Source organism: Variovorax sp. PAMC 28711 (assembly GCF_001577265.1).
Taxonomy (GTDB): domain Bacteria; phylum Pseudomonadota; class Gammaproteobacteria; order Burkholderiales; family Burkholderiaceae_C; genus Variovorax.
In genome coordinates this window covers 1,226,124-1,249,832 of the sequence record NZ_CP014517.1, presented here as the reverse complement: position 1 = coordinate 1,249,832, position 23,709 = coordinate 1,226,124, and the positions used below count along the sequence as shown (strand labels likewise).

The 23,709-nt window shown below is 66.7% G+C and carries 27 protein-coding genes, 1 pseudogene and 1 riboswitch; of the genes and pseudogenes, 10 read left to right on the top strand and 18 right to left on the bottom strand.

Going from position 1 to position 23,709, the window contains the following annotated elements:
* Window positions 1-472: 472 nt before the first annotated feature.
* From AX767_RS06330 to AX767_RS06310, 5 genes and pseudogenes are all read right to left on the bottom strand, one after another.
* A complete protein-coding gene (locus AX767_RS06330) occupies window positions 473-904 on the bottom strand; it encodes a hypothetical protein (protein ID WP_156480974.1) in 432 nt (143 codons plus the stop codon).
* The gene (locus AX767_RS06325) at window positions 901-2,238 is read right to left on the bottom strand and encodes a voltage-gated chloride channel family protein (RefSeq protein WP_055839859.1); all 1,338 of its coding nucleotides are present in this window, start codon (window positions 2,236-2,238) and stop codon (window positions 901-903) included. Before AX767_RS06325 ends, AX767_RS06330 begins: the two co-directional genes overlap by 4 nt.
* Window positions 2,239-2,319: 81 nt before the next feature.
* A riboswitch (Fluoride riboswitch) is annotated at window positions 2,320-2,392 on the bottom strand.
* Between the two features lie 846 nt (window positions 2,393-3,238).
* Window positions 3,239-3,412: pseudogene (locus AX767_RS06320) on the bottom strand (tRNA 2-thiocytidine(32) synthetase TtcA); the annotation flags it as partial.
* 1 nt (window position 3,413) lies between these two features.
* Window positions 3,414-3,803 carry a dihydroneopterin aldolase gene (locus tag AX767_RS06315; protein WP_068629650.1) on the bottom strand — a complete coding sequence of 130 codons (390 nt, stop codon included), beginning with the start codon at window positions 3,801-3,803 and terminating at the stop codon, window positions 3,414-3,416.
* Window positions 3,800-4,585: an SDR family oxidoreductase gene (locus AX767_RS06310; RefSeq protein WP_068629648.1), complete on the bottom strand. Its 786-nt coding sequence runs from the start codon at window positions 4,583-4,585 to the stop codon at window positions 3,800-3,802. The genes AX767_RS06315 and AX767_RS06310 overlap by 4 nt, the downstream gene beginning before the upstream one ends.
* A gap of 59 nt (window positions 4,586-4,644) precedes the next feature.
* Between AX767_RS06310 and AX767_RS06305 the strand changes: the two genes are divergently transcribed.
* Entirely contained in the window at window positions 4,645-5,727 is a 1,083-nt protein-coding gene (locus AX767_RS06305; protein WP_068633413.1) for a class I SAM-dependent methyltransferase, read from the top strand.
* A gap of 5 nt (window positions 5,728-5,732) precedes the next feature.
* On the opposite strand, the gene AX767_RS06300 is transcribed toward AX767_RS06305, so the two are convergent.
* Complete coding sequence (locus AX767_RS06300) at window positions 5,733-6,125, bottom strand: DUF5329 family protein (protein WP_068629646.1); 393 nt, start codon at window positions 6,123-6,125, stop codon at window positions 5,733-5,735.
* 92 nt (window positions 6,126-6,217) lie between these two features.
* Between AX767_RS06300 and hisN the strand changes: the two genes are divergently transcribed.
* Genes hisN through AX767_RS06280 form a run of 4 tightly spaced genes read left to right on the top strand, consistent with a single transcriptional unit; the run spans window position 6,218 to window position 8,396 of the window.
* Window positions 6,218-6,997: a histidinol-phosphatase gene (gene hisN, locus AX767_RS06295; RefSeq protein ID WP_068629644.1), complete on the top strand. Its 780-nt coding sequence runs from the start codon at window positions 6,218-6,220 to the stop codon at window positions 6,995-6,997.
* Window positions 6,998-7,007: 10 nt separating this feature from the next.
* A complete protein-coding gene (locus AX767_RS06290) occupies window positions 7,008-7,202 on the top strand; it encodes a DUF2905 domain-containing protein (RefSeq protein ID WP_068629641.1) in 195 nt (64 codons plus the stop codon).
* A 47-nt stretch (window positions 7,203-7,249) separates the two neighbouring features.
* Window positions 7,250-8,179 carry an ROK family protein gene (locus tag AX767_RS06285; protein WP_068629639.1) on the top strand — a complete coding sequence of 310 codons (930 nt, stop codon included), beginning with the start codon at window positions 7,250-7,252 and terminating at the stop codon, window positions 8,177-8,179.
* Window positions 8,180-8,192: 13 nt separating this feature from the next.
* On the top strand, window positions 8,193-8,396 hold the full coding sequence (locus tag AX767_RS06280; RefSeq protein ID WP_068629636.1) for a hypothetical protein: 204 nt from the start codon (window positions 8,193-8,195) through the stop codon (window positions 8,394-8,396).
* A gap of 23 nt (window positions 8,397-8,419) precedes the next feature.
* Here AX767_RS06280 and AX767_RS06275 read toward each other — a convergent pair whose 3' ends face one another.
* Complete coding sequence (locus AX767_RS06275) at window positions 8,420-9,181, bottom strand: SDR family NAD(P)-dependent oxidoreductase (RefSeq protein ID WP_068629634.1); 762 nt, start codon at window positions 9,179-9,181, stop codon at window positions 8,420-8,422.
* A gap of 108 nt (window positions 9,182-9,289) precedes the next feature.
* On the opposite strand from AX767_RS06275, the gene AX767_RS06270 reads away from it, so the two are divergent.
* Entirely contained in the window at window positions 9,290-10,186 is an 897-nt protein-coding gene (locus tag AX767_RS06270; protein ID WP_156480973.1) for a LysR family transcriptional regulator, read from the top strand.
* A 21-nt stretch (window positions 10,187-10,207) separates the two neighbouring features.
* Here the strand turns inward: AX767_RS06270 and AX767_RS06265 are convergent, their stop codons facing one another.
* From AX767_RS06265 to AX767_RS06235, 7 genes are all read right to left on the bottom strand, one after another.
* The gene (locus AX767_RS06265; protein WP_068629630.1) at window positions 10,208-11,596 is read right to left on the bottom strand and encodes an alpha,alpha-trehalose-phosphate synthase (UDP-forming); all 1,389 of its coding nucleotides are present in this window, start codon (window positions 11,594-11,596) and stop codon (window positions 10,208-10,210) included.
* Window positions 11,596-12,348: a trehalose-phosphatase gene (otsB, locus tag AX767_RS06260; RefSeq protein WP_068629628.1), complete on the bottom strand. Its 753-nt coding sequence runs from the start codon at window positions 12,346-12,348 to the stop codon at window positions 11,596-11,598. Before otsB ends, AX767_RS06265 begins: the two co-directional genes overlap by 1 nt.
* Before the next feature lie 93 nt (window positions 12,349-12,441).
* Window positions 12,442-13,566: a phosphatase gene (locus AX767_RS06255; RefSeq protein ID WP_068629626.1), complete on the bottom strand. Its 1,125-nt coding sequence runs from the start codon at window positions 13,564-13,566 to the stop codon at window positions 12,442-12,444.
* 26 nt (window positions 13,567-13,592) lie between these two features.
* The gene (locus tag AX767_RS06250) at window positions 13,593-14,276 is read right to left on the bottom strand and encodes a glutathione S-transferase family protein (RefSeq protein WP_082754859.1); all 684 of its coding nucleotides are present in this window, start codon (window positions 14,274-14,276) and stop codon (window positions 13,593-13,595) included.
* Between the two features lie 98 nt (window positions 14,277-14,374).
* Complete coding sequence (locus AX767_RS06245) at window positions 14,375-14,914, bottom strand: MgtC/SapB family protein (RefSeq protein ID WP_068629624.1); 540 nt, start codon at window positions 14,912-14,914, stop codon at window positions 14,375-14,377.
* A gap of 9 nt (window positions 14,915-14,923) precedes the next feature.
* Entirely contained in the window at window positions 14,924-15,445 is a 522-nt protein-coding gene (locus AX767_RS06240; protein WP_335338849.1) for a mechanosensitive ion channel domain-containing protein, read from the bottom strand.
* Between the two features lie 59 nt (window positions 15,446-15,504).
* Window positions 15,505-17,478 carry a lytic transglycosylase domain-containing protein gene (locus AX767_RS06235; RefSeq protein ID WP_068629622.1) on the bottom strand — a complete coding sequence of 658 codons (1,974 nt, stop codon included), beginning with the start codon at window positions 17,476-17,478 and terminating at the stop codon, window positions 15,505-15,507.
* Window positions 17,479-17,487: 9 nt separating this feature from the next.
* Between AX767_RS06235 and AX767_RS06230 the strand changes: the two genes are divergently transcribed.
* Window positions 17,488-18,126 (top strand): 5-formyltetrahydrofolate cyclo-ligase, encoded by a 639-nt coding sequence (locus AX767_RS06230; RefSeq protein WP_082754857.1) that lies wholly within the window; start codon window positions 17,488-17,490, stop codon window positions 18,124-18,126.
* Between the two features lie 6 nt (window positions 18,127-18,132).
* On the opposite strand, the gene AX767_RS06225 is transcribed toward AX767_RS06230, so the two are convergent.
* Complete coding sequence (locus AX767_RS06225) at window positions 18,133-19,116, bottom strand: LysR substrate-binding domain-containing protein (protein WP_068629621.1); 984 nt, start codon at window positions 19,114-19,116, stop codon at window positions 18,133-18,135.
* A 134-nt stretch (window positions 19,117-19,250) separates the two neighbouring features.
* Between AX767_RS06225 and AX767_RS06220 the strand changes: the two genes are divergently transcribed.
* On the top strand, window positions 19,251-19,586 hold the full coding sequence (locus tag AX767_RS06220; RefSeq protein WP_068629619.1) for a DUF2917 domain-containing protein: 336 nt from the start codon (window positions 19,251-19,253) through the stop codon (window positions 19,584-19,586).
* Here the strand turns inward: AX767_RS06220 and AX767_RS06215 are convergent.
* Window positions 19,576-19,971 carry a BLUF domain-containing protein gene (locus AX767_RS06215; protein ID WP_068629617.1) on the bottom strand — a complete coding sequence of 132 codons (396 nt, stop codon included), beginning with the start codon at window positions 19,969-19,971 and terminating at the stop codon, window positions 19,576-19,578. The genes AX767_RS06220 and AX767_RS06215 overlap by 11 nt on opposite strands.
* Before the next feature lie 91 nt (window positions 19,972-20,062).
* Here AX767_RS06215 and AX767_RS06210 point away from each other — a divergent pair, with 91 nt between their 5' ends.
* Window positions 20,063-20,833, top strand: coding sequence for a Crp/Fnr family transcriptional regulator (locus AX767_RS06210; RefSeq protein WP_237288570.1), 771 nt, complete (start codon window positions 20,063-20,065; stop codon window positions 20,831-20,833).
* Here AX767_RS06210 and AX767_RS06205 read toward each other — a convergent pair.
* Window positions 20,830-21,678 (bottom strand): DUF6279 family lipoprotein, encoded by an 849-nt coding sequence (locus AX767_RS06205; RefSeq protein ID WP_237288569.1) that lies wholly within the window; start codon window positions 21,676-21,678, stop codon window positions 20,830-20,832. The genes AX767_RS06210 and AX767_RS06205 overlap by 4 nt on opposite strands.
* A 49-nt stretch (window positions 21,679-21,727) precedes the next feature.
* Here AX767_RS06205 and glmU point away from each other — a divergent pair, with 49 nt between their 5' ends.
* Window positions 21,728-23,170 carry a bifunctional UDP-N-acetylglucosamine diphosphorylase/glucosamine-1-phosphate N-acetyltransferase GlmU gene (gene glmU / locus AX767_RS06200; RefSeq protein WP_068629615.1) on the top strand — a complete coding sequence of 481 codons (1,443 nt, stop codon included), beginning with the start codon at window positions 21,728-21,730 and terminating at the stop codon, window positions 23,168-23,170.
* On the opposite strand, the gene AX767_RS06195 is transcribed toward glmU, so the two are convergent.
* Entirely contained in the window at window positions 23,124-23,645 is a 522-nt protein-coding gene (locus AX767_RS06195; RefSeq protein ID WP_068633402.1) for an Lrp/AsnC family transcriptional regulator, read from the bottom strand. The genes glmU and AX767_RS06195 overlap by 47 nt on opposite strands.
* Window positions 23,646-23,709 lie beyond the last annotated feature (64 nt).

Below are 23,709 nucleotides of genomic sequence, written 5' to 3'. Positions count from 1 at the left end.
GTGAACGAAAAAGAGAAGCCGATGCCATGACTGGCACTCTCATGAGACGCGTGTCGATGGCGGCACTGGCGGTCGGCACGATTGGGCGTTGGTTGGCGACTCCGACTCGCCGTCGGTCATTGGAAGCTCGCAAGCGAAAAGAACGGCCCGCACCTTGCCCAACTCCTCCGCGTGCTCCTGCATGAAGGTCCGAAGCCGAGTTTCAGAGTCAAGCAACTCCAGACATTGCAGATGTCGCAAAGCATGGTCTTCAAGGTGGTGGTGCGTGAGCCGCTCCCCTGGCAGGTAGCCCGATCCGATCGGGTACAGCAAGGCTTGTTGAATACCCGAGCGACGAGCAACCTCCAACAGATGCTGCGCCAGCGCGGGCGCGCCCAATCGGTGCCACAAACGCGTGGCCTTGGCGCGGCTGTTGGCGGGAAAGTACAGACGCAAACGGTCAGGTCGTACGTAGGAGTGGGGGCCTGAGTCGTCATGACTTCGTCTCCTCCAAAACAACGTCCCGCTTCTCCTGCTTCTGCTTGCGCCGGAACTGAGCCATGTCCGCCTGCCGAGGGTTTTTGGGCAAGGATTGGCAATGCTTGCCGTGGCGGACGCGCTGCGCGTGGCAGATGAACGCGCGTAGCTGCATTTCGGTGTCAATCAGCTCCAGGCACTGCGAATGCAGTATGTGGGAGCCGTCGATCTGATGATGCGTCACGCGCTCTCGTTTGAGGTGGTCCGATGTGACGTGGTAGAGCAGCGCCGACTGCAGGTGCGCGCGCTTTGCCGAGACCAACAGTTGCTGCGCAAACCCTGGAACGCTCAGGTGATACCAGATACGGGTTGGGTTCGCATGGCTGCCGGCTGGGAAATACAGCTGCAGTGCCATCACCGTCGACGGATAGTTTTCAGCGCGACTCATGAGCGGTCATCTCTGGTTGCGGAGACGTGCTGGGTCTGCTGCTTTTTACGGAATTGCGGGACATCGGCGATACGCAGTTCCTCTGGGGGACCGCCATGGTGTTTGATGTGGCCGACGCGCTGCGAGTGGTAGATGCCGGTGTGGCCGGAGCAGAGGTAGCTGGTGATGCAGCCGATGGCTGCGAGCGGTCCGATCTGCGGCCCAAACAGTTCGATTGCCATGACGATGGTGGCCAGTGGCGTGTTGGCCGCGCCCGCGAACACGGCCACAAAGCCGATGCCGGCGAGCATGGCGAAGGGCAGCTGCAGCATGGGCGCCAGGACGTTGCCCAAGGTCGCGCCGATGTAGAACAGCGGCGTGACCTCGCCGCCCTTGAAGCCTGTGCCGAGCGAGGTGACGGTGAAGGCCAGCTTGCCAAAAAAATCCCACGGCGCCGAAGGTTCCTGGAAGGCGTTGACGATGCTAGGAATGCCCAGCCCGATGTAGCGATGCGCATCGAAGCCCGCTCTGCCGAGAGCCCAGAGGGCGAGCGCGATCACGATGCCGCCCAACATCGGGCGCAGCGGCGGATAAAAGATCCATCGCTTGACAAGCCCTCCGAGCTGGTGCGTCGCGGTCGCAAACACGAGGCCGACGAGACCGAAAATCACACCAGCGATCACGACGGCTCCGACGCTCCAAGGCGTAACCGCGACCACCTCTCCGATCGCGTAGTGCATGTGGTGCACGCCCCAGGCCATGCCGACCTGATCGGCCACGATGCCAGCGACCATGCAGGGAAATAGGGCGTCGTAGCGCATCCGGCCTATGGCCAGCACCTCGAGGCCGAAGAGTGCCCCCGCCAGCGGGGTCCCGAACACGGAGGCGAAGCCAGCGCTGATGCCCGCCATCAGCAGGATGCGGCGATCGGCAGGCTGCATTCGAAAGACGTGCGTGAGCTGGTCCGCCAGTGCGCCGCCCATCTGCACCGCCGTCCCCTCGCGACCCACGGACGCGCCGAAGAGATGTGACATGACGGTGCCGCCCAGGACGAGCGGGACCATGCGCAGCGGCACGACCTTCTTCGGGTCGTGGATCTCGTCGATCAGCAGGTTGTTGCCGGCCTCGACCTGCTTGCCGAGCTTGAAGTACACCCAGCCGACGGCGCCACCGGCGAGGGGCAACAGCCAGATGATCCAACGATGCGCTTCGCGCCAAGCCGTGGCGCGGTCGAGGGCGAAGAGGAAAAGTGCGGAAGCGCTGCCGGCCAGGAAGGCCACAACGGAGGCAATCACGAGCCACTTGCCGATGTACGGCAGCAGGTCGAATTGTTCAGGTCGTCTAAATCGGCTCATGCGGGTCAAGGAAACGAATCAATCGGCCTGACCAAGCAAAGAATCTGAGCGCGAACGCCTACAGCCCTGTAATGTGATCAGGTGTCTGTAGGCATCATTAGCCCCGGGCGATGCCAGGGCGGTTCACGGAAGGAATGCCATCTCCGTCGAAAAATTATAGCGAAATGGACTGGAAAAAGTAAAACGGCGCGGCATGCGGTTGAGGCTGCTTTCAGATCACAAGGCAAACATCAACTCGGCAAGTCATGAAGAGGTCGTACTTGCAACATACCCTGCCCGACATTTACATCACCTGGGGCAGCTGGTGCAGGGAGCATCGCACTCGCCGGCAGCAATGGCGACGTCAGGAACGTTGATGTGGGCGACGCCGCACAGTAGGGGTGTTCATCCGAAATAAGCCGTCAGCCGTCAGCAAACGGCAGCTACCCCGCCTAGAGCAGACACTGATCGGCCGACGGTCGCCGGCAGCAATCGCTGCAGAGCGGCCATCTGTTCGGCATTCCGCTGGCGCAACTAGACACGTTCGCGATGCATCCCCGGCTTGATTGTCGGGCGGTCGAAGTCGATGGTCTGGTAGGGCATGCTATGGCCGTAGCCCACTGAATCGTCGTAGGTGCACCATGAAACAACGAAGTAGGAAACGGTGGATCCTCGCCAGAGCTTCGCTGAGCAGGAATACTGACCTTGCTGTTCGCAGTCTCAATACGGACGATCTCGCGGCATTTCGGTCCAGCTCGGGAAGCGGGTTGCTCTTTTTGAGAGCCTCGCGCGAAATGTACGAAGGCGTACGCCGCATTCGACCCAAGAGAGAACTGCTTGATGCTTAAACCATGACAAGCAGAGTTGAATCGTGCTATCAAACAAGATTTCACATCTTGTCAACAGGTTATCCACAACCAAAATTCAGAGACTGACGCGCCTCCTCCGGAGGCTTGCCACTTCGACTAATTCTGAGAGCGGAAACCTGCAACGTTTACAGGCAGGCTGGTGTGCTAAGAACCTTGCCGCCCGAGACGCACACCATGACCTTGTCGCCCTCTTCGATCATGTTGTAGTCGACGATGGCGCGGCCGACCTCGCGGCACAGGCGCTTTTCGAGCTTGTGGGTCTCGCGTGCGATCTTCAGGGTGTTGGATGCCGCGTCGGGCACCTCGTCGATCCAGACGGCGCTCATGTCATTTGCTCCGGAAGACTTCGACACCGACCGCTTCGCAGTCGGGATACACATCGGGCTTGGCGGTCGACACGCGCGCGGCCTGCACCTTGGGATGCGCCAGCACCTGCGTGAGGATGTCGTCGCACAACGTTTCCTGCAAATGGATGTGGCCCTTGGAGAGGCGCGTGGCGACGGTGCGGCGGATGAAGTCGTAGTCGACCACTTCGTCGAGCTCGTCGGCCTTGGGCGTCGACAGTTCCAGCAGCACGTAGAGGTCGACATTGATGATGACGCGCTGCTCGGCCTTCTTCTCGAATTCGTGGACGCCGATGTTGATCCAGACCTCGTAGTCCTTCAGGAACACGCGCCGGCAGGTCAGCAGCAAGGGGTCGAGGGCGGCGAAGGTCATGGGGCGGAAGCTTTCAGCAGGTCGTCGACGACGAACATGATGTCGCGCGCAAGCGGCACCAGGTGCTGGCCGTTGTCGACGCACAGGGTGGTGCCGGTCACGCTGGGCGTTTCGGCAAGGAAGACACAGGTCCGCGCGACGTCGGCCGGATCGATCGGGCGACGCAGCAGGTTGGCCTGCGCGGCCTTCGCGAAGTTGGCGTCGTTCTGCGGCCCGCTCGTGAAGAGGAGGCCCGGCGCCACGCCACAGACGCGCACCGCCGGTGCGAGCGATTGCGCCTGCAGCGAAACGGCCCGTTCCAGCGCGAGTTTGGACACGGTGTACGAGAAATAGTCGGGGTTCAGGTTGAACACCTTCTGGTCGAGGATGTGGATCGCCGAACGGTCAGTGCCGTCGACCGGTTGTCGGGCCAGCAGCCGTGCGAACGACAGCGGCGCGATCAGGTTCACGCCCAGTTGGCGCAACGCGGCATCGGGTTCGAAGTCCAGGCCCGTGTCCGGCTCGAAGGCCGAGGCGTTGTTGACGATCGCGGCGAGCGGCACGTCGGCCGCGATCTGCGCGATAAGCGCCTCGCGCGCGGCTTCGTTGCCGATGTCGGCCTCGACCGCCTGCGCCGCAAAACCTTCGCCGCGCAGCCGCGCGCACAGTGCCTCGGCCGCTTCGCGCGAAGCGCGGTACTGGCACCACACCGTCCAGCCCGCGCGCGCAAAGGCTTCGCAGACGGCTGCGCCGAGCCGTTGCCCGCCGCCGGTCACGAGCACGCCGCGTGGTGTGGATGCCATCCTGCTAAATTTCCCGAATGAAAAAGACTGTGGAAACCGGCAGTGAACGCGCCGGCCCGATGACCCGGATTATCGATGCCGCGCTCGAACGCGCCGGCGGCTGGCTGCCCTTCGACCGCTTCATGGCCATGGCCTTGTACGCACCGGGGCTCGGCTACTACGCCAACGACTCCGCCAAGTTCGGCCAGATGCCGTCGTCGGGCAGCGATTTCGTGACGGCCCCGGAACTCTCGCCGCTGTTCGGCCAGGCGCTCGCGGCGCAGGTGGCCGAAGCGCTGGAAAAAACCGGCACCGACACCGTCTGGGAGTTCGGCGCGGGCTCCGGCGCGCTCGCCGGGCAGTTGCTCGACGCGCTGGGCGACCGGGTGTCGCGCTACCGCATCGTCGACCTGTCAGGCACCCTGCGCGCGCGCCAGAAGCTGGCGCTGGCTCACCACGGCGACAAGGTCCAATGGCGGAGCGAGTTGCCCGAAACGATGCAGGGCGTGGTGGTCGGCAACGAGGTGCTCGACGCGATGCCGGTGCAGTTGCTGATGCGTGTGAAGGGCGAGTGGTTCGAACGCGGCGTGGTCAAGCGCGTGGGCGATGACGGCGCCGACCACAGTGGCTGGGCTTGGGAAGACCGCCCGACCGACCTGCGGCCGCCCGTCGAGCCCGAAGGTCCGCAGGACTACCTCACCGAAATCCACCCGCAGGCCGAAGCCTTCATCGGCACGTTGGCCGACCGCCTGACGCAGGGCGCGGCTTTTTTCCTCGACTACGGTTTTCCGGAGGGCGAGTACTACCACCCGCAGCGGCACATGGGCACCGTGATGTGCCATCAGGCGCACCAGGCCGACGACAACCCGCTGCGCGACGTGGGACGCAAGGACATCACGGCGCACGTGAATTTCACCGGAATTGCCCTCGCGGGGCAGGACGCGGGACTCGAGGTACTCGGTTATTGCAGCCAGGCCCGGTTTCTCCTGAACTGCGGGCTGCTGGAGAAGATGGAACAGGCGCCCCTGGCTGAGCGCGTGCTGGCGGCGCGCCTCATCAACGAACACGAGATGGGCGAACTGTTCAAGGTCGTCGGCTTCACGGCCGGCGAACCGTGGGACGCGATGGGCTTCGCCCAGGGCGACCGCTCCCACACGCTCTGAAGGGCTCAGCCGGAAGAGGGGGCGCCGCGCACCTTGCGCAGCTCCTGGGTCAGGAAGGCGTTGGCGTCGTATTCCTTGCCGTCGTTCGTCTGGATGCGGTAGGGCATGCCGGTCATTTCGGAGCGCGACGCGCAGCGCGCGATGAACTCCTCGGCCGTGCCGATCTTGTCCTTGAAGTAGTCGTACTTCGCGCGCATGTGTTTGCCCGCATCGGCGGCCGAGTACGTCATGCCGTTGCGCATGAACTTCATCGAGCTCATCGTCTCGACCCGCTGGATCAGCGCGGCGATGAGTTTCTGCTCGTCGGGCGGCGGCGTTGCGTGGGCGACGGACGTGACGGACGCCAGGCCCAGGCACAGAACGAGCCAGAGGGTTTGAACGAATCGGAAAGAAAGCATCTGGATCTTCGAGCAGGTTTCGGGCCATGCTGATGGCGCGGCGTCGGTGTGTCAAAGGTGGCAACCCGAACAAGCTCGGGTTTAATTGCCTCATGAGTTCCTCTTCTGCCAACGACCTGCTGCGCATTGCCGGCGAACTCGCCGACGCTGCGGCCGCGCAATCGCTCGCGTTTTTTCGCACACCGCTCGAGATCATCACCAAGGCCGATGAAAGCCCCGTGACACGGGCCGACCGCGCGGCCGAAACCGCGATGCGGGGCATTCTGGGCACGCAATGCCCTGCCGACGGCATCTATGGCGAAGAGCAGGGCCTGGAGCGGCTCGATGCAGCGCGCGTCTGGGTGCTCGACCCGATCGACGGCACGCGCAGCTTCATCACCGGGTCGCCACTGTGGGGCACGCTGATCGGCGTGCTGGAAGGGGGCCGCGTCGTGTTCGGCATGGTCGACATGCCGGTGCTCGGCGAGCGCTGGACCGGCCAGGCCGGGCAAGGCGCGCAGCGCGACGGCCAGCCGGTGCGCGTGAGCACCTGCACCGACATCGCGAAGGCGCGCATCGTCACCACCTCGCCCGACATCTTTCCGCCGGCCGAGTGGGCCGCCTTCGACCGGCTGAGCCGGCAGTGCGCGATGCGCCGCTTCGGTGGCGATTGCTACGGCTATGCGCAACTCGCCGGCGGTACCATCGACCTGGTGGTGGAAACCGGCCTGCAGCCCTACGACTACCTCGGACCGGCCGGCCTCATCGAAGCGGCGGGCGGCGTCATCACCGACTGGCAAGGACGTGCGCTCGGTCTCGATTCGAGCGGCAGCGTGATCGCCGCTGCCACGCCCGCGTTGCACCGCGCGGCCCTCGCGGTCCTCAACGCCTAAACTCGTTCGCATGATCCGTTGGCTGATCGTCGTCGTGCTCGCGCTCGTGTTGATGAGCGGGCTCACGGCTTGGCTGCGGCGCTTCGGATTCGGGCGTTTGCCCGGCGATTTCGAGTTCCGCCTGTTCGGTCGCGACTGGCAATTGCCCATCGCCAGCACCGTGTTGCTGAGCCTGATCGCTGCGCTCATCGCGCGCTGGCTCTGACGCCGGTTCGCCCCGGCCCGCACGATATTTACAAGGATTCCCAAGACATGAAAGCCTGCGTCGACATCGGTGGCACCAAGGTGGCCGTGAGCCTCGCGGAGCCCGGCAGCCGCGAATTGATCGCGCGCCAGCAAGAGCCCACCGCCAAGAGCGGCGCCAACGATGCGGTGGCGGTGCAGGTCATGCGCCTGATCGACGTGGCCTGTTCCGAGGCTGGTGTGCGGCCCGACAGCATCGAAGGCGTCGGCGTGTCGTCGGCCGGTCCGTTCGTGATGAACGCCGGTTGCGTCGAGCTCGCCTCGCCGAACATTTGCGGCGGCCTCGCCGGGCCCGCGCGCGGCTTGCCCAACGACTGGATGACCGCCGCGATCGAGGCGCCGCTGCGCCAGCGCTTCCGGCAGGTGCGCGTGGAAAACGACGCGCTCGCCGCGCTCGAAGCCGAGCGCCGATGGGGCGCGCTGCAGGGCCTCGACCATTGCGCGTACGTGACCTGGAGCACCGGCGTCGGCGTCGGCCTGTGCGTCGACGGGCGCGCCTTGCGCGGCAAGAACGGCAACGCGGGCCATGCCGGCCACACCTTCGTCGCGGACGACGACAACGCCGCGGCGCTGTGCGGTTGCGGCAACGTCGGCGACGTCGAGGGACTGGCCGCGGGCAACGCGATCGCACGGCGTTTCGACCAGCCCGCCGCCGAACTGCTCGGCGCCGCCAGTGCCGGCGACGCCCACGCGCTCGCGACGACCGACGCGCTCTGCCGCGTGATGGGCCGCATGCTCTACAACCTGATCGTCACGCTCGACCTCCAGCGCATCAGCCTGGGCGGCAGCGTCTTCTGGAACAACCGCGACTTGCTGCTGCCGCGCCTGCAGGCACAGATCGACGGCAAGCTGAAGCCGCTCACCGACGGGGTCCTGCTGGTGCCGGCGGGGCTCGGCGACAGCGTCGGCGACTACGGTGCCCTGGCGCTCCTGGACTGACACAATGGCGTCCATGAAATGGCTCACCTTGTCTCTCCTGGCCCTCGCGATCACGGGCTGCGGCACGCCTCCCAATGAAGTCGTGAAGTTCGGCGATGGCCGGCTGCGCGCTCCGACCTACGTCGAAGCGACCGACTATTGCAAAACGCAGGGCACCACCGCGCGCATGCTCGGCCGCGCGCCGGGCGAAACCGGCGTGATGTTCCGCTGCAACTGAGCGCGGCGTTGCGTTCGCGCGGATCAGATGAACATGCCGCCCGACACTTCGATGCGCTGGCCCGTGATCCAGCGGTTGTCGGGCTGCAGCAGCATCGAGATCGCGCCGCCGATGTCGTCCGGCAGGCCGACCCGACCGAGCGCGGTTTGCGACGCGACCATCGCATTCATCTGTGCGTTGTCGCGCACCACGCCCCCACCGAAGTCCGTCTCGATGGCGCCCGGCGCCACCACGTTCACTGAGATGCCGCGCGGGCCCAGTTCCTTCGCCAGGTAGCGGGTGAGCACCTCGATGCCGCCCTTCATCGAGGCATAGGCCGCGTAGCCCGGCAACGCGAAGCGCGCCAGCCCGGTCGAAATGTTGACGATCCGGCCGCCATCGTCGACAAGCGGCAGCAGCTTTTGCGTCAGGAAGAACGGGCCCTTGAGCTGGATCGCCATCAGCGTGTCGAACTGCGCTTCGGTGGTCTCGGCAAAGCTGGCGTGGATGCCGATGCCCGCGTTGTTGACGAGATAGTCGAAGCGGTCGCGCTGCCAGACGCGTGCCAGCGCTTGCGTCACCTCGGCAACAAAGCCGTCGAAAGTGGCGCTGACCGATACGTCGAGCTGCAGCGCCACCGCCCGACGCCCGAGTGCTTCGATTTCCTTGACGACCGCAGCGGCTTCGTCGGCGCCGCTGCGGTAGGTCAGGATCACATCGACACCGCGGCGGGCGAGGTGCAGGGCGGTGTTCTTGCCGAGGCCACGGCTGGCGCCGGTGACGAGTGCGATCGGGGTGAAAGTCATTGTTCAGGTCCGGGTTGGAGGGGATGGCGTGACTGTACGAAAGAACAATCAGCTGATAAACCCGCAAAAATCCAGAAGACTGTTCTGCTTTAAATAACAATGCGCCGCATGGACCTCGATCTGCTGCGCATTTACGTGAAGGTGGCTGCGCTTTCCAGCTTCACCGCGGCGGCCGGGCAACTCGGCCTGCCGAAGGCGCGGGTGTCGACTTCTGTTCAGCGCCTGGAAGCCGACATCGGCGTGCGTCTGCTGCACCGCACGACGCGCACCGTGCGCATGACGCCCGACGGCGAGCAGTTCCTGGAGCGCGCCGAGGCGCTGCTGGCCGAGGCGGAGGAACTGCAAACGCTGTTCCAGAAGGCGCCGACGAGCTTGCGCGGCCGCCTTCGGGTGGACCTGCCGACCGGCTTCGCGCGTCATGTGGTGATCCCGCGCTTGCCGGAATTTCTGGCGGCGCATCCGCTGCTCGAAATCGAGCTCAGCAGCACCGATCGCCGGGTCGATCTCGTGCACGAAGGTTTCGATTGCGTGCTGCGGATCGGCCGGCTGCACGATTCGGGGCTGGTCGCGCGTCCGCTCGGCGAACTGCCGCTGGTCAATTTCGCAAGCCCCGCCTATCTGAAGCGCCACGGCGTGCCGCTCACGCTCGACCACCTGCGCTCACACCGGCTCGTTCGCTATGTCCAGACGCTCGGCGCGACGCCGTCGGGCTGGGAGTACCACGATGGCGAGCGGTACTGCACGCTTGACATGCCGGGCGTGATCACGGTCACGCACACCGATGCTTACGAAGCCGCATGCCTGGCCGGCCTCGGCATGATCCAGGCGCCTGCGATCGGGCTGCGGCAGATGGTCGACGCAGGTCAGCTGGTCGAGGTGATGCCGGGCTTCACCGGCGAGCCGATGCCGGTGTCGCTCGTCTACGCGAGCCGGCGCAACATGCCCAAGCGGTTGCAGGCGTTCATGGACTGGCTGGCCGGTGTGACGACGGCGTTCCTGCGCTGAGCGCTGCGCACGGGGGTGCGATCAGGGGCGCTGCTCGGTCGTCCGTTCGAGCGCGTCGAGGAACGTGCGTCGCCACCAGTGGATGTCCTGCTCGCGCACGCGCGACAGCAATTTCTGATGGCGCACGCGCCGCTCTTCGAGGGGCATCTGCAGCGCCTGCTGCACGGTCTCGGCGGTGCCGTGGGTGTCGTACGGATTGACCAGCAACGCTTCTTTCAGCTGCTCCGAAGCGCCTGCGAAACGCGACAGCACGAGCACGCCGGGATCGGCTGGGTCCTGCGCCACGATGTACTCCTTGGCGACCAGGTTCATGCCATCCCGCAGCGGCGTGACCAATCCCACGGCGGCCGCGCGACACAGGCCCGGCACGCGTTTGCGCGCCACCATGCGGTGGATGTAGCGCACCGGCATCCAGTCGAGCTCGCCGTAGTCGCCGTTGATGGCGCCGCACAGCGACTCGAGTTCGCGCCGGATGTCGGCGTACGCATCGACGCTCTCGCGCGTGGGCGACGCGATCTGGATCAGGGTCGCGCTGCGACGGTTTTCCGGATAGTTTGCGAGCAGCTCGCGAAACGACCGCACGCGCTGCGGGATGCCCTTGGAATAGTCCAGCCGGTCGATGCCGAGCAGCAGGCGGCGCGTCGAATACTCGCGCTTCATGGTGTCGTACATGTCTCGCCCTTCCTTCGCGTGCGTCAGCGCCGCGAACTCGTCGACGTCGATGCCGATCGGGAACGCGCTGCAGCGCACGGTCTGGCCGTAAGCGGTGTAGACGTCGTCGCCGAGCGCCTTGCCGTTGGCCTCGCCGATCACATAGCGTTCGAGATGCTGCTTGTCCTGGTTGCTCTGCAGCCCGATCAGGTCGTAGGCAAAGAGCGAGCGCATGAGCCACTCGTGCTGCGGAATGGCCGCCATGATTTCCGTGGGCGGCAAGGGAATGTGCAGGAAGAAGCCGATGCGCTGCTTGCAGCCCATCGCACGCAACTCCGCCGCGAGCGGAATCAGGTGGTAGTCGTGCACCCAGATGATGTCGTCTTCTTTCAGCAGCGGCAGCAGCTTGCGCGCGAACAGCTGGTTCACACGGCGGTAGCCACCGATGAAGCCGGCATCGAAATGCGCCAGGTCGAGCCGGTAATGAAAGACGGGCCACAGCACGTCGTTGCTGTAGCCGAGGTAGTAGCTGTCGTGGTCTTCGCGGCTCAGGTCGAGCGTGGCCAGCGTGACGGGGCCGGCCTGCTGCTTGTGCAGCTCGCCTTCGCCGGTCGGGCCGCCCTCCACGATGTGGCCGCTCCAGCCGAACCACATGCCGCCGGTCTGCTGCAGCGATTCACCGAGCGCGACCGCCAGGCCGCCCGCTGCAGGCTTGCGCGGATCGGCCACGCGGTTGGAGACGACAACGAGGCGTCCCATCAGCGGCTCCCTCCGCGCGCGGGCTCGGCGAGCAGGTCGCGCGCCTGCACCAGCCACTCGAACACTTCGCGCGTCGAATCGAGCCGGTGCAGCGCCAGGCTCGGGCCGGAACCGACCTTGATGGCGATGCCGCCGCGCGGCTGCACGACCGCGAAGCCGTGTTCGTCGGTGGTGTCGTCGCCGGCGAACACCGGCGTGCGGCCGGTGAACGGTGCTTCGCGCATGAAGGCATCGATCGCGGTGCCCTTGTTCACGCCCGAAGGCTTCACTTCGAAAACGAATTTGCCGTGCAGCAGTTCGAGCTGCGGCTGCCCGTCGATCACGCGCGCCATCGCATCGCGGCAGACGGCTTCGAGTTGCGGCGACAGGCGGTAATGCAGCGCGATGGCCGCGTGCTTGCGCTCGACCAAGAGGCCCTCGTGCACGCGCGCCAGTTCGTTGGCGGCCTCCAGCACGTGGGTGAGGTCGGGGGCGCGTTGCTCCTGCATGTGGCCTTCGGCATCGCGGCGCTGCACGCCGTGCTCGCCGGCGGCCGGCAGTCGCAGCGGGGCGAGGTAGCGGTCGATCGAATCGATCTGCCGGCCCGACACCACGGCGACGGCGCCGCCCAGCAAATCGTGCAGATCGCCCAGCAAGGCGACCAGCGCGCTCGGCACCTCGATCGCTTCGGGGGTCTCGGCCAGGGCCACGAGCGTGCCGTCGAAATCGAGGAAAAGGGCGGCGTCTGGGGTCAGTTGGGGGGGCTTCTGCATCGCCGTCTACCTTAGCAGTGCGGCCGACGCCGCGGCGTCGGCCAATGCCGCAAATCGCCCCTTGTGGCGCGCATCGGGCCGCAACGGACGGATTCAGCCGGCAGCGGCGACCGCGTCGACGCGCGCCGCGCGGATGGCCTCGCCGATCTTCGGGCCGGTAGCGCCCGCCTGCTGCGCGGTGCGCGCGACCGCGTCGGTGGCCACGGACTGCGCCGCGGCGAGCGCGGCCAGCCACCGCGCGCGCGGCGGCCAGCCGGCGTCGCCCGACAGGCACTCGCAGGCTGCGAGGGCTTCGGTGAATCGCGCGGGTCTGCGGAACGCATCGCAGCGCTCCAGCAGTGCGACCTGCCCGGCCGGAGCGGTCGTGGCATCGGCGTCGAGCGCCGCGCGTTCGCGGTCGACCAGCAGGGCCAGATCGCGCTCGTCGGTCGGTATGCGCCAGCGCTCGCAAAGCGACATCAACGCCGGTCCCAGCCCTTGCGTGAGGCAGGCGAAGCGCACCGGCAGCGTAGCGCCCGCACGGGCCGCGCCGTCGAGCAGGCGCAGTCGATCGGCCGACGGCGCGACCTCCGGCAGCAGCCGCGCGAGCGCGCCGCAGTCGTGCAGCACCTCGAACATGCGCGACGGCGTGGTCTCCATCAGCCCGCGCGCGAGTTCCTGCCACACGCGCTCGGGCACCAGCGCGTCGACCTCGCCGGCCTCGACCATTCCGCGCATCAGCGCCAAGGTCTCGGGCGCCACGCTGAAGTCGGCGAAACGCGCGGCGAAACGCGCCACGCGCAGGATGCGCACCGGGTCTTCGCGGAAGGCGTCGGTAACGTGGCGCAGCACCTTGTCGCGCAAGTCGCGCTGGCCGTGGAACGGATCGACCAGCGCCTCGGTATGCAGATCGACGCCGGCGCCCGCCAGTGCTGCAGGAAGCGCGATCGCGTTGATCGTCAGGTCGCGCCGCGCCAGGTCCTGTTCCAGAGTGACATCGGGCGACGCGTGAATGGTGAAGCCGCGGTAGCCCGGCGCGCTCTTGCGTTCGGTGCGCGCGAGCGCGTATTCCTCGCGCGTCGTCGGGTGCAGGAACACGGGGAAGTCGCGTCCCACGGGCAGGAAGCGCTGCGCCACCATCTCTTCGGGCGTGGCGCCGACGACCAGCCAGTCGCGGTCGCTGCCCGGCCGGCCGAGCAGGGCATCGCGGATCGCGCCGCCGACGAGGTAGGTTTGCATGCGCCGCAGTGTAGGTGCGGTGCTCGTCAGCGCGCGGTGCGATACGGCTCGTCGAACGGCACGAAGTCGTGCTCGGCGAGCGCCGCTTCGGTCCATGCCCTGACGCTCGGCAGTGCCTGCACGCGCGCGATGTAGTCGGCAATGGGCGGCGGCACCGGCAAGGCGTAGGTGGTGATGCGGCTGCAGACCGGTGCGAAGTAGGCGTCGGCGATGGTGAACTGGCCGAACAGCATCGGGCCGCCGTGCTGCGCGAGGAGCTCGCTCCACATCTGCACGATGCGGTCGAGGTCGGCCTGCACCGCCGGCTGTTCGCGCAGCAGCCGCGCGCCCACTTCGGGCAACGAGGCCTCGATGTTCATCGCGCAGTGGCCTCGCAGGCCCCCGAAGCCGGAATGCATTTCGGCGCATATGCTGCGCGCCCGTGCGCGGTCGGCCACCGCGGTGGGCCACAACGCCTTGTCGGGAAAGGTCTCGGCGAGGTATTCGGCAATGGCCAGCGTGTCCCACACGACGAGGTCGCCGGCCAGCAGAACGGGCACCTTGGCCACCGGGTTCAGCGCGCCGACCACCCGCTTGAATTCGGAGCCCGGCTCGAACGCGTCGAAGCGCACCATGACTTCTTCGAACGGGATGCCGGCTTCGGTCATGAGCACCCACGGCCGCATCGACCATGACGAGTAATTCTTGTTGCCGATGTAGAGCGTTTGCACGGGGTTCTTCCGGAGATTGAGCCGGTCATGCTAGCGCCCGCGGCGCCGGGCTTTGATGCCGAATGCAGCGCCGATTGATGCGTGGCGCAGCAGAGGGCTCAGCGCCGTGCGTCGTCCGGTTCGCGGGTGGCGGGCGGCTTTTCGGGCGGGCCGACGACGCGCTCGAGCAACGCCACGATGCGCGGGACGATCCCGAGCACCGCCAGCGCCAGCAGTGCGCTCAGCACCGCCGTCACTTCACGGCCGAGGCCGCACGCCATGCCGATGGCGGCGGTCATCCACAAACCGGCGGCCGTCGTCAGCCCCTGCACCTGCTGCTCGTCCTTGCCCTGCTTGAGGATCGTGCCCGCGCACAGGAAGCCGACACCGGCGATGAGCCCCTGGATCACCCGGCTCATGTCGGCCGGCACGATGCCGCTTTGCTGCGGGATGAGCACGAACAACGCCGAGCCGATGGCCACCAGCATGTGCGTTCGCACGCCGGCCGCCTTGCCGCGCTGCTCGCGCTCGAAGCCCAGCGCGAAGCCGAGCACGGCCGCGAGCAACAGCCGCACCACGATGCGAACGACCTGCGCGAGATCGCCCACATCCGAGAACTCGGAGCTGATGACGCGGGCGATTTCCTGGCTGAACGACATGGTTGGGGCTCAGGCGCGAGCCGGCGGATCGCCGTGCCAGCGCCGTACCGCGCGCTGGAAGAAGAGGCTGTTCGGGATCTGCAGCGTGGTGCCGGCGATGGCGTTGCCGCTTTCCTCGAGCGTCGTGAAGATGAGGTTGATGTCGAGCACGCGACCACGCAAACCCGGTTTCTCGCCGTTCTCGAGCAGCTCGACGGTGTCGTCGAGCCGGAACATGCGCGTCGTGAAAATCAGCACGGCGCAGAAGATGTTCGACAGCACGCTCCACGCCGCGAAGAAGGCCACGGCGCCCACGGCGGCGAAGCCGGTGAAGGCCGTCCACAGCACGGCGCCGGAGACGCCGAGCCTTTCGAGGCTCCAGAGCAGGGCGCCGCCAAAAATCAGGAAGCCCGCGACGCGGCGCGACACCAGGCCCACTTCATTGGGCAACCCATAGCCGGTGGTGACGCGGCGAATCAGTCGCCGGATGACGCTGAAGAGCAGCCAGGCGCCCAGCACGATCAATGCGACCTGCGCAATGGGAACGAGCACCTCCAGCCATTCGATCGCCCAGTTGGGCAGGCTGGCGCGCAGGGTGCCCAGGATCTTGTTCAGGGCAGGTCCTTGTTGGGCTCGGGCTCGGCGCTGTTGCGCGGCCCGACGCGGCCGAGGCGCGCCTTGAGCGACTGCGGCTGGCCGCTGATCAGCGCCGCGTAGTTGGTGGTGTTGGCGAGCACCTTCTTCACGTAGTCGCGCGTCTCGGCGAACGGGACGTTTTCGGCCCAGATCGCCGCGTCCATGACCGGGCCGTTGCGCCAGCTGCGCGGTCGCCCGGGCCCGGCGTTGTAGGCCGCGGCGGCGAGTGCCATCGAGCCGTCGAAGTCGTCGAGCGCGAGCTTCAGGTAGTTGGTGCCGATCGTGATGTTGGTCTCGCGGTCGGCGATCATGCCGGCCGAGTAGGGCAGGCCGATCTTGTTGGCGGTCCACTTGGCGGTCGCGGGCATCACCTGCATGAGGCCCGAGGCGCCCACGCCCGAACGCGCATCCATGATGAAACGGCTTTCCTGCCGGATGAGGCCGTACACGTACGCCGGATCGAGGCCGATGTCCTGGCTCTTGCGCAGCACGGTGTCGTGGAACGGCATCGGGAAGCGCTGCTCGGCATCGATCACGCCCTTGGTGCGTTCGCTGGTGTTGATGCAGCGGTCCCACACCTCGCGCTGGCAGGCGAGGTCGGCCGCGGCGAGCAGGGCGCGGTCGTCCATGCCGCCCTTGTCGTGCAGGTTGGTGGCGTAGTTCCACTCGCGGGTGCCTTCGGAGCGCAGGCCGATCGCGATCGCATAAAGCCCGCGCGTCAAGCTCGGATTGCTCCGCGCAGTGGCTTTTTCCTGGGCGGTGAGCGGGTCGGGGCGCGTCGGCACGACGGCGCGCTGGCCGAGCTCTTCGAGGGCAAGCAGCTCATAGAAACCGCGTGTGCCCGCGATGGTTTCGTACAGCGTGCGCGCCTCTGTGCGGCGCTGTTCGCCACCCTGCGCCGCCAGCGCGCGGGCTTTCCAGTAGACCCAGGCCGGGTCGAGCTGCGACTCTTCGCTCATGGCCGACACGGCTTGTTGCACGTCTTTCCATTGCCCGGCGCGCAAGGCTGCGCGCACCTTCCAGCCCAGCATGTCGTCGGACAGGTCGCTGACCTTCGTGACGTTCGCGTAGTAGCTGTTGGCGGCCGGCGAGAGCTTGGAGGCGGCCTGCCGGCCGATCGTGCCCCAGACCCAGTTGCGCTCCTCGGCCGCGAGCATGACGCCCCACTTGGCGTCCATCTGCGCGGCGGCCTGTTCGGGGTCGGCCATCGCGATCTTGATGAGCGCCAGCACCACGAGTTCGCGGCGCGAGTTGGCGACGACCGGGCCGCGCGTCAGCAGGAACTTCGTCGCGCTCGCGTTGATTTCTTCGAAGATCGGCAGCGCATCGGGTGAGGCGAGGCCGACGGCGGCGCGTGCGGTCTGCGGGCGGTTGGCTTCCATCGCGAGGCGCGCCTTTTTCCAGGCGTCGTTGGGCGACATCATTCGCGTGGAAATCATGCGGTCGGCGGCGGTGAGGCAGCCATCGTCGGCGTCGCGCTGCGCGAACCAGGTGCGGCGCACCGCGTCCGCCTGGGCAGCACTGGGCGTGCCCGACTTGAGCGTGTCGACCAGCACCGCGTAGCAGCGCACCTGCGGGTCGTCGCCCATGCGGTAGGCGGTGTGCTGCGCGGCGAAGTTGTCCCAGTCGCGGCGCTGGCCGAGCAGCAGCAGCCAGTCGTTGCGCAGGCGGTCTTCCTGGTAGGTGCCGGCATAGCGGGCGAGAAAGTCCTGCACTTCGGCGGGGCTCGCTTCCTGCAGGCGGGCCTTGAGCTCCCAGTACGCTGCCCAGGGTTCGAGCGTGCTGCCCCGGGCCTGGGGCAGCAGGGCGGTCAGGCGCCCCTTGTCGCCGCGCTGGAATGCCTGCTTCATCTGCACCACGACATCGTCGCCGCCAGTCTGTGCCAGGGTGGGTTGCGTGAAGGCCGTGGCCGAGAGGACGAGGGGTGCCAGAATGCTTCGAAACTTCATCTTGGGATTATGGACAAAGCACACGGTGAAAACGCGGAAGACCCGGGCCAAACCCGGTCGGAAACGGCAGCTTTTCTCAAAGGGCAGTTGCGTGCCGCGCTCATCGAGCAGCGCCTGGCGCTGCCCGATCGACAGTCGCGCGCAGACCTGTTGCAGCGCGTCATGCGGATCTGGCTGGTGGGCCGTCCCGATACCGTGATCGGCGCCTACTGGCCGATCAAGGGCGAGTTCGATCCGTTGCCCGCGCTGCACCGCTGGAAGGAAGACGGCGAACTGCTCGACGAGCCGCACCGCCGCCGCATCGGCCTGCCGGTGGTCGACCGCGTGCACAAGACGCTGACCTTCCACTCCTGGTATCCCGGCTGCCCGATGGAGAACGACGCCTACGACATCCCGAAGCCGAAGGACACCGAGCTCATCGTGCCGACCCTGCTGTTCGTGCCGTGCCTCGGCTACAGCGCCGGCGGCTATCGCCTGGGCTACGGCGGCGGCTTCTACGACCGCACGCTCGCGACGCTGCAGCCGCGGCCCTTCACGGTCGGTCTCGGCTTCACGCAGGGCTACCTGGACGACCTGGAGCCCGAGGCACATGACGTGCCGCTGGATGCGATCCTGAATGACAACGGCGTGGTTTGGCCGATCGGCTGAGGCCGCTCAGTCGGTGTCCTCCACCGTGTCCCCGTCGGCCACTTCACCGATCGTTTCGCGCGTGGTCGCGGCCTGCGCTTCGAGCCAGTCGCAGAAAGCCTTGATCTCCGGTCGCAAGGCGTTGCGCGGGCCGACGATCAGCCAGTAGGCCATCGGCGAATCCATCCGGTGGTGCGGCAGCACCTCGATCAAATCGCCGTTGGCCAGGCTTTCCGCGATGAGCGAACTGCGCGCCAGCACCACGCCCTGGCCGGTGAGGGCGGCCTGCACCATCTGGTAGGCGTAGTTGAAGTAGAGCCAGCGCTTGGGTTGTGCGCGCTCCAGCTTGTTGTCTTCGAACCAGCGCCGCCAGGTCAGCCATTCCAGGTGCGTGCGGTGGGCATCGCCGGCCTCGATCAGCGTGAAGCGGGCGATGTCGGCCGGCACCTTGATCGGCGGGCTGCTCTTGATGAGCCACGGGCTCGCCACCGGCGTGAGGTTTTCGCCAAACAGCCGCGCGGCGCCGGCCGGCATGCTCTCGCGTGGGCCGTAACGCAGCGCGATGTCGACGTCGGCCACGTCGAGGTCGACCGCGGTGTCGCTGGCGTCGATGCGGATGTCGATGTCGGGGTTGTCGCGCTGGAAGGCCTCCAGCCGCGGGATCAGCCACATCGAGGCGAACGACGCAAAGGTGGTGAGCGACACGCTCTTGCGCCCCGCGCTCTGGCGAATCTGCCGCACGGCACCGTCGATGCGTGGCAGCGACTGCTGCACCGCCAGCAGAAGCTGCGCGCCGGCTCCGGTGAGCTCCACGGCCCGGGTGTGGCGCAGGAACAGCGGCACGCCCACTTCTTCTTCGAGCGACTGGATCTGCCGGCTCACCGCCGACTGGGTCAGCGCCATTTCCTCGGCGGCCGCACGGAAGTTCAGGTGCCGCGCCACCGCCTCGAAGGCACGCAAATGGCCTGCCGAAATCGGCCGGGAGCGCAAGTGGGTCTGGGAGTGCTGCATGTCGATTGATGCGAAAGCGGAATCAATAGGCTACCGCGTTTTCATTGGACCGCCAACCGGCGACCGCCGATCATTCATTCCCGAATCGCGCTATTGATGTCAAGGCGCTTCGGCAACCTGTTCAGGAGAACACCATGTCCGCTGTTTGCACCTCGTCCTCGATCCCGTCGTCCCTGTCGCTGCCCGCCAAGGCTGCTGCGGTCCCGCCGGCCGTGCGTCGCGGTGCATGGCAGTTGCTGGCCGGCCAGGCCGCCACGCTCAGGGCAACGCAGCCCAGCGTGCTGCGCGTGCGCCAGGGCCGGGTGTGGGTCACGCAGGATGCGACCGATCGCTGGGGCAGCGAAGACGTCGTGCTGGCACCGGGTGAGTCGCTGATGGTGGCCGCCGGCCAACGCCTCGTGATGGAACCATGGGACAGCTTCGGCGCGACCTACACCTGGGACGAAGCCGCGACCCTGGTCAGCCGCTGACGTCGAAGTGCGGCCGGCGCGCCAGAAAGTGCTCCAGCGCGGCGGCACCGTCCAACCGATGGAGGTCCGCAACGCCGGTTGGCCCTTCGACATCGGCAAAACCCATGTCGAAGCGCTGGTAGCGCCGTTCGGCCAGCGCGCCCTCGTAAACGACCCGGATGTCGCAATGACGCGCGTCGTGCCCGATGCGGTCCATGAGGCGCGAGAGCTGGTCTCGGGGGCCTTCAATGTGCTGGCAGAAGTACTGGCCGTCGAACACCAGCAGTCCGGTGACGTCGTGCCCTGCGTTCCTTGCGCGCGCCTGACTGACGATCTGGCCCACGACGGTGGGTTTTTGCCCTGGCGCCAAGGTGCTGAAATAGAGAATTTCGTGGAGCTCAGTCATGCGTTGCAGTGTGAAGGAGGCGGGAGTCTAGAAGCACAGGCAAATTCCCGAAATGTGAAAAGACACAGGCAGGCCTATATATAGTAGGCGCGTGAAATTCGAAGACCATCCCGCACCCGTCTCGCCGCCACGCTGCGCGCATCCCTGCGAGGTGTGCGGACTGCGCCGCAATCCGGCGTTCCTGCCGATGCCCGAAAAGGAGCTGCGGTCGATCGAGGAATTTCGCGACGGCATCCGCGTGGTCGACCCCGGTCGACCGGTGATCGACGAGCACCACCCCGGCCGCCAGCTCTACACGCTGTATTCGGGCTGGGCCTTTCGCTATAAGACCCTGAGCGACGGCCGCCGCCAGATCCTGAACTTCCTCGTGCCCGGCGACTTCATCGGGTTGCAGGACGAGTTCGCCGAGGGCCAGACCCACGGCGTGGAAGCCGCCACCGGCGTCACTTTGTGCGCCTTTTCGCGCGAGAGGCTCTGGGACATGTTCCATACCCAGCCGCGGATCGGCTACGACATCACCTGGCTCACCGCGCGGCAGGAAAAAATGGTAGACGACAACCTGGTCACCGCCGGCCGGCGCAACGCGACCGAACGCGTCGCCATGCTGCTCATGCACCTTTTTCGCCGTGCGCAACACGTTGGGCTGGAGCGTGACGGCTGGGTCGAGTTCCCGTTCAACCAGCAGCACATCGCCGATGCGCTGGGGCTGTCGCTGGTCCACACCAACAAGACCTTGCGCAAGCTCCAGCAGATGGGCCTGCACAAGCTCGACAGCGGCTGGCTGCGCATCCTCGATCCGCTCGCACTCGAAACCCTGGGCGACTACTTCGAGCGCCCGATGCAGCCAACGCCGCTGATCTAGGGCCGCGCGCCCATCAGGTCGCGCACATCGGCTTCGTAGGCGCGCAGCCGCTCGACAGCTTTCTGCCGCTGCGCGGGCGTGGTCGCGTTGTGCAGCGTCGCGACGTAAAGGCAACCTTCTTGCAGCAGCGTGTTCTGGTAGTCGCGCCACGGCCCGGCCGGCGGTTCGGCGATGCGCTGGATGTACGCGTGCAGCGCCAGCCGCGCCTCGGTGGCCGGCGTGCGTTCGGCGACAAAGCGGCGCAGCAGCGCGAGGGCTTCCTGCTGACGCTTGCGGCGTTCCGCGTCGAGGCGCCTGGCATCGAACATCGACTGCGCGGTGAGCTTGCGCAACAGCGCCCGCTGGTCGGCGTCGAGCCGGCCATAGAAATCCTCGTTGCGGTCGAGGAACTGGTCGTAGCGCTTTTGCTGCTGCTTCGCGGGCGTGAGCTTGAGCCAGTCGCTGGCGTAGTCGGCGTTGTTCTTTTCGTATTTGCGTTCGAGTTGCTGAAGTTGCGCCTCGTCGAGACTCACGGCCAGTTCGGCGCCGGCGGTTTCCGCCTGGTTCGTCACGGCCAACAAACGCGTGCGGATGTCGTCGGTGAAAGCGCAGTCCTGCGCCGCAGTGACGTTGTCCGGCGCCATCCCCTGCGCTTTTTGCAGCAACAGCGCGATCTGCGGAAGTTCGGTCTGGCGGTGCCATGCCAGCAACGCTGCCAGATCGTCACGCACCTTCGGCGTTTGTGTGCCGTTGAAATCGACATAGCCGTCGAGCCACCAATAGCCGATGTCGGGCAGGTTGTTGTAGGCGAGCTTCACTGCGCTGCAGGCGGCCAGCGCCGAGAGGGCGGCGCCCACCGTGAGCACGCCGATAATTCTGGACAGCCTCGCGCAACGCAATCGGAACAAAAGACGCATGAATCAGCTTTCGCAAAACAACCTCGGGCCGGTCGACGTGGTCATCATGGCGGCCGGCAAGGGCACGCGCATGAAGAGCAGCCTGCCGAAAGTGTTGCACCGTTTGGGCGGGACGTCCCTGATCGGTCACGTAGTCCGCACGGCCGCGCGCATCCGGGCGCGCCATGTGGTCGTGGTCACCGGGCACGGCGCGGCCGAGGTCGAAGAGGCGCTCGGCAAAAGCAACGCCGACGTGCACTTGCAGTTCGTGCGCCAAACGCCGCAGCTGGGCACCGGCCACGCGGTGCAACAGGCCGTGCCGGTGCTGCCGGACGACGGCATCGTGCTCGTGCTGTCGGGCGACGTGCCGCTCATCGGCGAGGAAACGCTGCAGGCGCTGCTGGCCGCCAGCGCGGGGCGGCGGCTGGCCCTGCTCACCATCACGTTCGACGACCCGACCGGCTACGGACGCATCGTGCGGGGCGATGCGCAGGGCGCACAGGGCGACCACGACGCGGTGCTCGCCATCGTCGAGCACAAGGACGCGACCGACGCCGAGCGCGCCATCCGCGAGGTCTACAGCGGCGTGATGGCGGTGCCCGCGAAGCTGCTCAAGGACTGGCTCGCGCGCCTGGACAACCGCAACGCGCAGGGCGAGTTCTACCTGACCGACATCGTGAAGCTCGCCGCGATCGACGGCGTGCCGGTGGTCGCGCATGTCATCACCGACGCGCTGCAGGTGGCGGGCATCAACAGCCCGGTGCAGCTCGCCGCGCTGGAGCGTGCGCTGCAACTGCGACACGCGCATGCCTTCATGGAGCGGGGTGTCCGGCTGGCCGACCCGGCGCGTTTCGACGTGCGCGGCACGCTGGTGTGCGAGGCCGATGTCGACATCGACATCAACTGCGTCTTCGAAGGCGCGGTGTCGCTCGGCGCGGGCGTGCGCGTCGGCGCCAACTGCGTGATCGCCAATGCGCGCATCGAGACCGGTGCCGTGATCCACCCCTTCACGCACATCGACGGCGAGCGCGCCGGTGTGACCGTGGGGGCCGGCGCGCTCGTCGGGCCGTTCGCGCGGCTGCGGCCGGGTGCGCGGCTCGGCGCCGACGTGCACATCGGCAACTTCGTCGAGGTCAAGAACTCGACCCTGGCGGCCGGTGCCAAGGCCAACCATCTGGCCTACCTCGGCGACGCCACGGTGGGCGAGAGGGTGAACTACGGGGCGGGCAGCATCACCGCCAACTACGACGGCGCGAACAAGCACCGCACGATCATCGGGGACGACGTGCACGTCGGCAGCAACTGCGTGCTGGTTGCGCCCATCACCATCGGTGCGGGTGGCACGGTGGGGGGCGGCTCGACGGTGACCAAATCGACCGAACCGGGTTCGCTGACCGTGTCGCGTGGCCGGCAGGTCAACATCCCCAACTGGTCGCGGCCTCAGAAGAAGCCGAAGGCGTGAGCGGCACGCTGGGTGCGAACTTCGAGCGCTTGACGCTGAAGAAGGTCTTGACGTTGCGCACGTTGGCGTCGACCGTGAAGAGCCGCTGCGCGAGCGCCAGGTAGCCCGGCATGTCGTGCGCCACCACGATCAGCACGAAATCGGGTCCGGGCGACACGCGGTAGCACTGCTGGACCGCATCGTCGGCATTGACGCGCAGCTCGAAGGCGTCGAGCGCCGCGCTGTCTTGTCGGTCGAGCGAGATCTCCACGACCGCTTGCAGGCCGTGGCCCAGCAGCGAGGCCAGTTTGTCGGGCGCGAGCAGGGCGATCTGGCGTTCGATCAATCCTGCGGCGCGCAGCCGCTGCAAGCGACGCAGGCAGGTCGGCGGAGAAATGCCGGTGTCGGCCGCCAGTTGCTGATTGGTTCGCGAGGCGTCGCGCTGCAAGGCGTCGAGCAAGCTGAGATCGACTGCATCCAGAGAAAATGATTCCATGAAACGATTGGAATTGAAATAAAAATTCAAATCAACAGGTTGAAGAAATATTTCATCGAATAGA